The organism is Neobacillus rhizosphaerae (genome assembly GCF_937468385.1).
GTDB classification, from domain to species: Bacteria; Bacillota; Bacilli; order Bacillales; family Cytobacillaceae; genus Neobacillus; species Neobacillus rhizosphaerae.
The window spans coordinates 112,031-121,359 of the sequence record NZ_CALBWS010000011.1; the positions used below are offsets into that span (position 1 = coordinate 112,031).

At 37.7% G+C, this 9,329-nt stretch carries 8 protein-coding genes and 1 tRNA gene; 6 read left to right on the forward strand and 3 right to left on the reverse strand.

Annotated features, from left to right (window positions below; all coding sequences use genetic code 11):
- Nucleotides 1-87: 87 nt before the first annotated feature.
- On the forward strand, nt 88-381 hold the full coding sequence (locus tag M5A78_RS24920) for a DUF3899 domain-containing protein (protein WP_406603687.1): 294 nt from the start codon (nt 88-90) through the stop codon (nt 379-381).
- Between the two features lie 114 nt (nt 382-495).
- Here the strand turns inward: M5A78_RS24920 and M5A78_RS10655 are convergent, their stop codons facing one another.
- Nucleotides 496-2,172: a peptide ABC transporter substrate-binding protein gene (locus M5A78_RS10655; protein WP_248735264.1), complete on the reverse strand. Its 1,677-nt coding sequence runs from the start codon at nt 2,170-2,172 to the stop codon at nt 496-498.
- 315 nt (nt 2,173-2,487) lie between these two features.
- Here M5A78_RS10655 and M5A78_RS10660 point away from each other — a divergent pair, with 315 nt between their 5' ends.
- The 4 genes from M5A78_RS10660 (at nt 2,488) to M5A78_RS10675 (ending at nt 6,900) form a co-directional block, all read left to right on the forward strand.
- Nucleotides 2,488-3,567, forward strand: coding sequence for a M24 family metallopeptidase (locus tag M5A78_RS10660; RefSeq protein ID WP_248735250.1), 1,080 nt, complete (start codon nt 2,488-2,490; stop codon nt 3,565-3,567).
- Nucleotides 3,568-3,721: 154 nt separating this feature from the next.
- Entirely contained in the window at nt 3,722-4,726 is a 1,005-nt protein-coding gene (locus tag M5A78_RS10665) for a proline racemase family protein (protein WP_248735251.1), read from the forward strand.
- Between the two features lie 54 nt (nt 4,727-4,780).
- Entirely contained in the window at nt 4,781-5,758 is a 978-nt protein-coding gene (locus M5A78_RS10670; RefSeq protein WP_248735252.1) for an ornithine cyclodeaminase family protein, read from the forward strand.
- Between the two features lie 35 nt (nt 5,759-5,793).
- Nucleotides 5,794-6,900, forward strand: coding sequence for a M24 family metallopeptidase (locus M5A78_RS10675; protein WP_248735253.1), 1,107 nt, complete (start codon nt 5,794-5,796; stop codon nt 6,898-6,900).
- Nucleotides 6,901-7,010: 110 nt separating this feature from the next.
- Here M5A78_RS10675 and M5A78_RS10680 read toward each other — a convergent pair.
- A tRNA-Ala gene (locus M5A78_RS10680) sits at nt 7,011-7,083 on the reverse strand.
- Between the two features lie 86 nt (nt 7,084-7,169).
- A complete protein-coding gene (locus M5A78_RS10685; protein WP_248735254.1) occupies nt 7,170-7,865 on the reverse strand; it encodes an MgtC/SapB family protein in 696 nt (231 codons plus the stop codon).
- A gap of 121 nt (nt 7,866-7,986) precedes the next feature.
- Between M5A78_RS10685 and M5A78_RS10690 the strand changes: the two genes are divergently transcribed.
- The gene (locus tag M5A78_RS10690) at nt 7,987-8,892 is read left to right on the forward strand and encodes a DMT family transporter (protein ID WP_248735255.1); all 906 of its coding nucleotides are present in this window, start codon (nt 7,987-7,989) and stop codon (nt 8,890-8,892) included.
- Nucleotides 8,893-9,329 lie beyond the last annotated feature (437 nt).

Sequence of the window (9,329 nt, forward strand, 5' to 3'; positions counted from 1 at the left end):
CAGTGGATAAAGGAGGAGAGGCTTATTATTAGCAATACGAGTAAATTGATTCTTTCTTCCATGGCTTTGTCTGCAATAGCTTCTTTGATGTTAGATCAAGGGTCATGGACAAAATTTATCTATTATTTGTTTTTCATCTCGCTTCTTTTTCTTATGTTGGGTGGCAGCTTAATCGTTTTAAAAGGGGGAATGTTTAACGGGATCATCTATAGTTTTACTATTTTTTATAGGAAAATCTCAAAAGTGGAAGAGTATGTTTCCCAGCAGACTGGCAACTTGAAAGGACCTCCGGTTAAAAAAACTAGCCATTTTTCTATCACTTACTCTCTGCTAATTTCCGGAGGGATTATGTTTCTTTTTACCCTCATTGCTTCAATCTAATAAACAGCGCCTGGGATTTTTTTATACCCCAGGCGCTTTCGCTTTTCTTATAATATAAGAATTTATAAATTTTGACTTTGAGAATTGTCCAGCTCCAGGGCGCTTGCGCTTTTCTTATTTACCTTCAATATAGGTCCATTTATAGCTGTAGGTTGAATTAGGGTGTGAAAGAATTCCTTTTACATATGGCTTGACAAGGTAGGCGTCACTTGCTTGATACATAGGTGAAATTGCCGTATCTTTTTCGATTAGAATTCGCTCTGCTTCTTGTAAATCGGCAAAACGTCTGGCTAGATCAGAAAAATCAACTTGAGCTTTTTTTACTAGCTGATCATATTCAGCATTTTTATAGCTTTGCCAGTTATATGGTCCGTCGGAAAGGTGAATAGACATAAAATCACTTGGATCGGCAATATCACTGCGCCATCCGGAATGGCTCATATCATACTCTTGCTTTCCTTCTAATGCGAGCTTTTGTTTGTTCGGCTGCTGATTAATTTTAATCGTTAGACCAGGTAAGTTTTTCTCGAGCTGGTTTTTAATATATTCTGCAACGGACTTTCGCTGCCCGTCATCATAGCTTAAGAATTCAAGTTCAATCTTGTCAGTCCCCAATTCCTGTAGTCCTTTTTTCCAATATTCTTTAGCTTTTTCAATACCTTCAGCATTAAAGTTGCCGTATTTGCTTCTGAAATCTTTTCCGTCCGGAGGCGTTACCATTTTCTCAGGAATTAAAAAGTAGGCGGGAAGTGATCCATTTTTAAGAATTTTCTCAGCGGCTTCCTTCTTGTCCCATCCCATATCAATTGCTTTTCGGATATTGGGATTGCTTAAATACTTATTCTTTAGGTTAAAGCGGATAAAATAGATTTCTCTTTTCATCGTTGTATGGAAGTCTGGATGATTATGATATAAATCAACAAATTCAGACGACAAATTTGTGACATCTACAGCATTGGAATCATAAAGGTTTACACCTGAAGAAACATCCTTTACCACTTTATAGTTAATTTTTTCAAGCTTTACATTTTGAGCATCCCAATAGGTTGAATTTTTCTTAAGTACCCAGCCTTCTTCGTGTTTCCATGAATCAAGTACAAAAGGTCCATTATAAATTAAGTTTTCTGGCTCTAAAGCATATTTGTCGCTCTGTGATTTAATATACTCTTCATTTTGAGGGTAGAAAACAACATTTGTTAATGTTTCAAGGAAATATGGAATGGCATTATTTAGCTTTACTTCTAGCGTGTAGTCATCAAGGGCTTTTACACCTAGGGCATCGACCTTTCCATAAAGTTCATTGTCTTTGTCCTGGATTTCAGTTGCATTTACTATATTATCTAATTCATATGCGTGCGGTGAAAGAGTATCTGGGTGAAGTACTCTTTGCCATGCAAAGACAAAGTCATGCGCAGTTACAGGTGTTCCATTACTCCATTTTGCATCTTTTCTCAAATGGAAGGTATAAGTTTTGCCATCTTTACTTACTTCATGGTCTATTGCCATTCCAGGGGTAAGCTTTTGATCAGGATTAGCTCGATATAGGCCTTCCATAATATTCATCATCATGGTTGCCGATAACCCATCAATGATCCCATTTGTTTTTAATGTTGGAATTTCATTAGAGGCATATAAATTCAGAGTTTGGGATTCAGGATTTGACGTTTGACCTTTTTCTTTTCCATCTGATGCTGCTGGTTGAGAAGTATCCTTGTTTTTTCCATAACAGCCTGCCAGTCCAAAAGCAATGATAAGAGAAAACAGTATCGCTAAAGCAACTTTCTTTTTCATCAATTGCATTCCTCCTTTTTTTGAAATATTCAGATATTTACTTTGCAAGAAGTATGCCAAGCTTTGTTATATAAGGAATCCAAAGAACTTTTTTAAAATTGACTGGAAAATTATATATTTGAAAGTGAGTAGGAAGCAGTACTAAATTGGTGTACAAATTTTTTGACAACAGTTGTCTAAATATTTTGAAAGTGTATAACAAAATGAGACGATCCTAAATCCTAATTCCTTCTATTTAATTTGAACCGTGAGATATTTTTCATGGCACAAAAATTGCATAATATAGCCTGAAATAAAAATGTGAGGTGGATACCAATGGAGCGAATTAGAAAGCTGAGGGAAAGGTTTCATGATTTAGGTGTGGACGGGATGATGATTATCAATCCATGGAACAGATTATACATGTCTGGCTTTACAGGAAGCAATGGTGTTATTCTCATCTCGGAAACTGAAGCAAAACTTATTACCGATTATCGCTATATTGAGCAGGCCCAAAACCAAACTGAGGATTATGATATTGTTTTACACGCTGGACATACAGGTCATAAAGGGAAAATCTTCGAAGAAGTCGCTGTACAAGTAAAAGAAATGAAGATTAGCAAGCTTGGTTTTGAACAAGAACATTTATCGTTTGGATTATTTAGCAGAAATAAAGACCGTCTTTCGAAAGAATTAATTCCTACAAGCGGTGTTGTTGAAAAACTCCGAATGATTAAATCAAAAGATGAAATTGAGAAATTAAGGGTGGCTGCAGATGTTACTGATAAAGCGTTCCTCCATGTCTTAAACTTTGTCCGATCCGGACTATCTGAATTGGATGTAGCGGAAGAACTTGAATTGTTTATCAGGAGGCACGGTTGTACAACCACGGGTTTTTCTCCGATTGTAGTCTCAGGATTTCGTGCCTCATTGCCGCATGGCCGTGCAAGTGAAAAAGTAATTGAAAAAGGGGAAATGATAACAATTGATTTCGGTGCCAATTATCAAGGCTATTGGGCAGATATTTCAAGAGTCATTGCTGTTGGAGAACCTGCACCTGAATTAAGGAAACTCCATGATATTGTTCTTACCTCATTCGAAACTTGTGTTGCTGGCTTAAGACCAGGGCTAACCGATCAAGAGGTCGATGCTTTAATGAGGAAAAATATTATAAAGCACGGTTTTAACGATCGTTCTGGTACCGGAACTGGACATGGAATAGGACTGGAAGTACATGAAGACCCATTTTTCTCTGTTGTAAAAGACAAAGTATTAGAAGAAAACATGGTGATAACAGTCGAACCTGGTATCTATTTACATGGCCTTGGCGGAGCCAGGGTTGAGGACGTTATCCTCATCACAGAAAATGGACGTGAAGTTTTGACACCCTCGACTAAGGAATTAGTAATTTTATAGTGGTGACTTGTAATAACCTTATATCTCATTCGGAGGTTTTTAATAAGATTAACTTCGCTATGTCTAAAGTCAGCACGAGACTTACATAAAAAATAAGACAGAGTATTCTTAGAAATTTAAAGAAAGTAGAGAAAAATTTGGAGGGAGAATGAATATGAACTTTACTAAAATGTACACTACAGTTGATATGCATGTATACGGAGAGCCATTACGTATTATTACCGGAGGTTTGCCAGAAATAAAAGGCAGCACTCAATTGGAAAGACGAGCATACTGCATGGAGCATTTGGATCATCTACGAGAGATTCTTATGTATGAACCACGGGGGCACCATGGCATGTACGGTTGTATCATAACACCTCCTGCAAGTCCGCATGCTGATTTCGGAGTCTTGTTTATGCATAATGAAGGATGGAGCACCATGTGCGGCCATGGAATCGTTGCTGTTATTACATTTGGAATTGAAACGGGTATGTTCGATATGACAGGTGGCAAACAAAAATTTGTCATTGATAGCCCTGCGGGAGAGGTCATTGCCTATGCCAAATACAATGGAAACCAAGTGGAATCCGTTTCATTTGAAAATGTTCCTTCCTTTGTTTTTAAAAAGGATATTCCGGTGAAAATTGACGGACATGAATTTCAGGTAGATATTGCTTTTGGCGGAGCTTTTTATGCAGTAGTGAACAGTAAGGAAGTTGGTTTAAAAGTGAATTTCAATGATTTACCTGCTATTCAAACATGGGGTGGGAAAATCAAGAATTATATTGAAAACAATATGGAAGTGAAGCACCCACTTGAACATGATTTAAAAGGAATATATGGTGTTATATTTTCCGATGAGCCAAAGGGAGAAGGCGCTGACTTACGGAATGTGACCATCTTCGCAGATGAGCAAGTCGATCGATCCCCATGTGGAACAGGAACGTCAGCCAGACTAGCTACATTAGTAGATCAAGGAGTTTTAAAAGAAGGAAAGAGTTTTGTCCATGAGTGTATTACCGAGGGGCAATTCATTGGTGAAGTTCTGTCGAGGACAAAGGTAGACAAGTTTGAAGCCATTGTTCCAAAGGTTACGGGTCAGGCGTTTATCACAGGATTCCACCAATTTGTTATCGATCCAAGAGACCCATTGAAACAAGGGTTCTTATTGGCTTGAGTTTTTGTAAAGTGAATGGCCCAGTTCCAGAAAAACAGAGAGGGATGGGGAAATATGCTGGTTATTAATGCGGAAGAGCAGAAGAGTTTAATAGATATGAATGATGTGGTTGAACATGCGGCTAGTGCTCTAAAGGAGTTTTCGGCGTCAAGAACGGTGACCCCAATCCGAACGGCATTGCCATTCTTTGATTCTCAAAATACAGCGTTAGTGATGCCTTCAGTAGCTGAAGGGCTTGGAACATGGGGAATAAAGGTCGTAACAGTAGCTCCAAATAATACAAAAATAGGAAAGAAAACAATAAATGGACTTGTCATGCTATCAGACTTTGAAACAGGAGTGCCGCTTGCACTTTTGGAAGGGTCATATCTAACGATGGTCAGAACTGGAGCTTTGACTGGGGTAGCGACAAAATATTTAGCAAGGCAAGATTCAAAAACTTTATCTATTATTGGCACAGGGGGACAAAGTGAAGGGTTGGTAGAAGCTGTACTCGCTGTTCGGGATATTGAAAGAATTATCGTTTCTAACCGAACTGTACAAAAAGCAGTCGAGTTTGCTGAATACATTACCAAGAAGTTCAATAAGAATGTTCAAGTATATTCAGACCCAAATGAAGCAGTTTGTGAAGCGGATATTATTGTCACTGCAACAAACTCTTCTTCTCCTGTTTTTTCAGAATCATTACAAGCGGGCGTTCACGTGAATGCAATCGGTTCATTCAAACCAACTATGCAAGAACTTCCGTCCCATGCCATTTCCACAGCTGATAAAGTAGTGGTGGAATCAAAAGAAGCAGCATTAGAGGAGACAGGTGACTTGCAAATCCCGATTAAAGAAGGGGTTTATAAGGAAAGTGATATTTATGCGGAGCTTGGTCAAATCGTTAGTGGAGAATTAAGCGGAAGAGAAAGCAAACAAGAAATAACGGTTTTTAAATCAGTAGGTCTAGCTGTTGTTGATATTGTAGTAGCTAAATATGTTTACGAAAAAGCGATTCAAAATGGAGTTGGGACTAGAATTCGCTTGTAGGTTGCTAATATCCGTATCAATAGAGGAGTGTTTATATGAGCAAGCAGTATCAAATACGATTGAATGCATTAGTTCAGCATTTGAAAGAACGGCAAGTGGACATAGCAATTGTAAATTCGCCTAAAAATGTATTTTACTATACAGGTTTTAACTCTGAACCATTTGAGCGTTTTATGGCTTTAGTCATTGATTTGCGCAATGAAACCAATTATTTATTTGTTCCTGCACTTGATCAAGAGGCTGCAGAGAAAAGCTCGTATGTAAAACGGATTGTTCCAATCACAGATGAATTAAATCCTTATAAAGTGTTAAAAGAAACGATTGGAGAAGGCGTTAAATCGATTGGATTAGAAACAAAAAATGTTAGTTTATTTCAACAAGAACAGCTCAATCACTTCTTTTCACGTTTTAGCTATCAAAATGTTGGAGAATTTATTTCCGGCCAGCGAATGAGGAAGACTCCTGATGAGTGCAGCAAGGTCCAATATGCAGTTCAAGTAATTGAAAAAGTACTAACCGAAGGAATCAAAAGTGTTAAAGAGGGCATGACTGAGCTGGAATTAACAGCAGAATTTGAATATTTAATGAGAAAGTTCGGTGCAGAGGGACCCTCGTTTTCAACGACGGTTTTATCCGGGGAAAAATCATCATTGCCACATGGCAGCCCTGATGGAAAGAAAATGAAAAAAGGTGATTTCTTATTAATTGACATGGGCGTGATCGTGGATGGATACTGCTCCGACATCACACGCACCTTCGTAATAGGAGAGGAAACAGCAGAACAGAGGCGGATTTATGAAATCGTCCGGGAAGCAACACGAGAAGGAGTTCTAGCAGCAAAAGCAGGTGTCATGATTGGGAAGGTTGATACCGCCGCCCGTAATGTAATCAAAGCAAATGGTTATGGTCAGTACTTTAATAACCGTGTTGGCCATGGTTTAGGAATGGAAGTGCATGAAGAACCGTCAATCCATGAAAAAAATGAATTGACGTTAGAACCAGGATTTTTGTTTACCATTGAACCAGGTATTTATATTCCTGGATTCGGCGGTGTACGCATCGAAGAAAATGTATATATCGGAGAAGATGGAGAAGCAAAAGTGCTAACAACCTTTTCTACAGAGTTAATTAGGCTGGGATAATAATGACAGCGAGCCGGATTTAATTGTAATTTAGGGAAATGAAAAAATTAACAAAAGAAGGCCCGTCATTTTTATTATGACGGGCCTTCTTTTTCTATCATCATTTCGTATGGAGACTAGGGGGATCGAACCCCTGACCTCTTGCATGCCATGCAAGCACTCTCCCAGCTGAGCTAAGCCCCCAATATGATTGGTACAAAAGAAATTATATCTGCATTATAAAATTCTTGCAAGAGAAAATTTTAAGATAGGGGACAAAATTTTCGCTATTAGCTTATACTTTCTATTTCCACCTTTTGTACCCCATCTATATTCGATACAGATGCATAAACTTCAGTTGTCTTTTCTCGATAATCAACTGCCACTAATATTTGAACTAAATGATCCCCGTTATCTAAATCTTTTATCTTGAGCCTACGTATAATATATTTTTTCTCTATTAAAAAAGAAATAGCTGTATCGATTTGCGCTTGATCTCTTATAAATAGCTGAAGCATAATTTCTTTTTCCCGTAATTGTTTAGGACCCAATATTTTCATTAAAAAGGGTATAAATTCTACACTAATAATAAGTAATGCTACACCGGCAAAGGCTTCTACATAGAAGCCGGCACCTACTGCAATACCAATGCCTGCTGCTCCCCAAATCATCGCAGCCGTTGTCAATCCGGAAATGCTGTCATTCCCTCTTCTTAAAATGACTCCAGCCCCTAAAAAGCCAATGCCTGAGACAATTTGAGCTGCAAGTCGAAGTGGATCCATGGTGATTTTTACTTGATCTGAATTGGGAAACATGTAGGCTGATTGAATCGATACAATCGTCAGCAAACAGCTTACAACAGAAATGACGAGACTTGTCTTTAGTCCAACAGGCTTTCTCTTTAATTCACGTTCAAGACCAATGATTAGGCCAAATACTGCTGATATTCCTAGTTTGATTAATATATCAACATCGATACTGCTCATATCAATTCACGTCCATTTTAAGTATGTTGACTGAAGTTTTGATAAACATATAGAAAATATTTTAGGATTAAATTAAACTGATGGAAGCCCTACATTGATTCTACACATAAAGGAGACTCTAATGGAAGAACCAAAAATAAATCCTTACGCCGCATTAGCTGTTGGTGTCATTGCCGTATCGGCCTCAGCTATTTTTGTAAAGCTTAGTACGGCACCCTCTGGGGTAATCGCTTTTTACCGTCTGTTTTTTTCTGTTCTATTCATGCTACCCCTATTTTTAACTAAACATGTTTCAGAACTGCGTCTGATTACGAAAAAAGACTGGCTATTTTCCGCAATCGCCGGGATATTATTAGCCTTTCATTTTATCCTGTGGTTTGAATCTCTAAACTACACTTCGGTTGCAAGTTCTACAGTCCTGGTTACATTACAGCCATTATTTGCTTTTGTGGGCACGTATATCTTCTTTAAGGAGAAATTGTCTAGTACAGCAATCATCAGTGGGATTATTGCTGTGGCTGGGAGTGTCGTTATTAGTTGGGGCGACTTCCAAATTAGTGGAACAGCATTAATTGGAGATGCCCTTGCCCTAATTGCTTGCGCACTTGTCACAGCTTATTTATTACTCGGTCAAGATGTTCGAAAAAGACTATCTCTTATTACATATACATTTGTTGTTTATTTTATGAGTTCAGTAACCCTTTTAATTTATACTCTGGCGGTAAATCAGCCATTATTTCCATATCCATCAAAGGATTGGATTTATTTTATTCTGCTTGCCCTTATCCCTACCTTACTTGGACACACCTTGTTCAATTGGTCTTTAAAATGGCTCAGCACCTCGAGCATTTCAATGGCCATATTATTCGAGCCAGTTGGAGCTGCGATTCTTGCCTACTTTTTATTAGATGAATTTGTTATTTGGACACAGCTTGTGGGCGGAGGAATTGTAATTGGAGGAATCCTGCTTTTTGTCATTGATGAAAGGAAAAGATTGAAATTAAATAATAGTGTAAAGGAACAATAATTGTTAGAGAGTATATATTTCCCTTAAAAGAAGATGAATGCAGATTGCAATAAACATTTTGAAAAAAACTTTTAAAATTATATTGCAATCATATTTTTTTCGTGTTATATTAAATCTCGTCCTCTTCGAGAGAGTCAAATAATGAAAAAAAGAAATGAAAAAATGTTATTGACATTATGAAGATGGATATGATATATTAAAGAAGTCGCTTTTGGGCGGCGGAAGAAAATAGACTCGGATGAGTACTTATAAAATCGATAAGATTTAATGAAGAAAATCAAAATTGTTCTTTGAAAACTAAACAAACAAAAACGTCAACAAACAAAAAAATTATTAGTTTCAATTGAAACTAAGCCAACGTAACATTTATGAGCTAATCAACTTTCTTGGAGAGTTTGATCCTGGCTCAGGACGAACGCTGGCGGCGTGCCTAATAC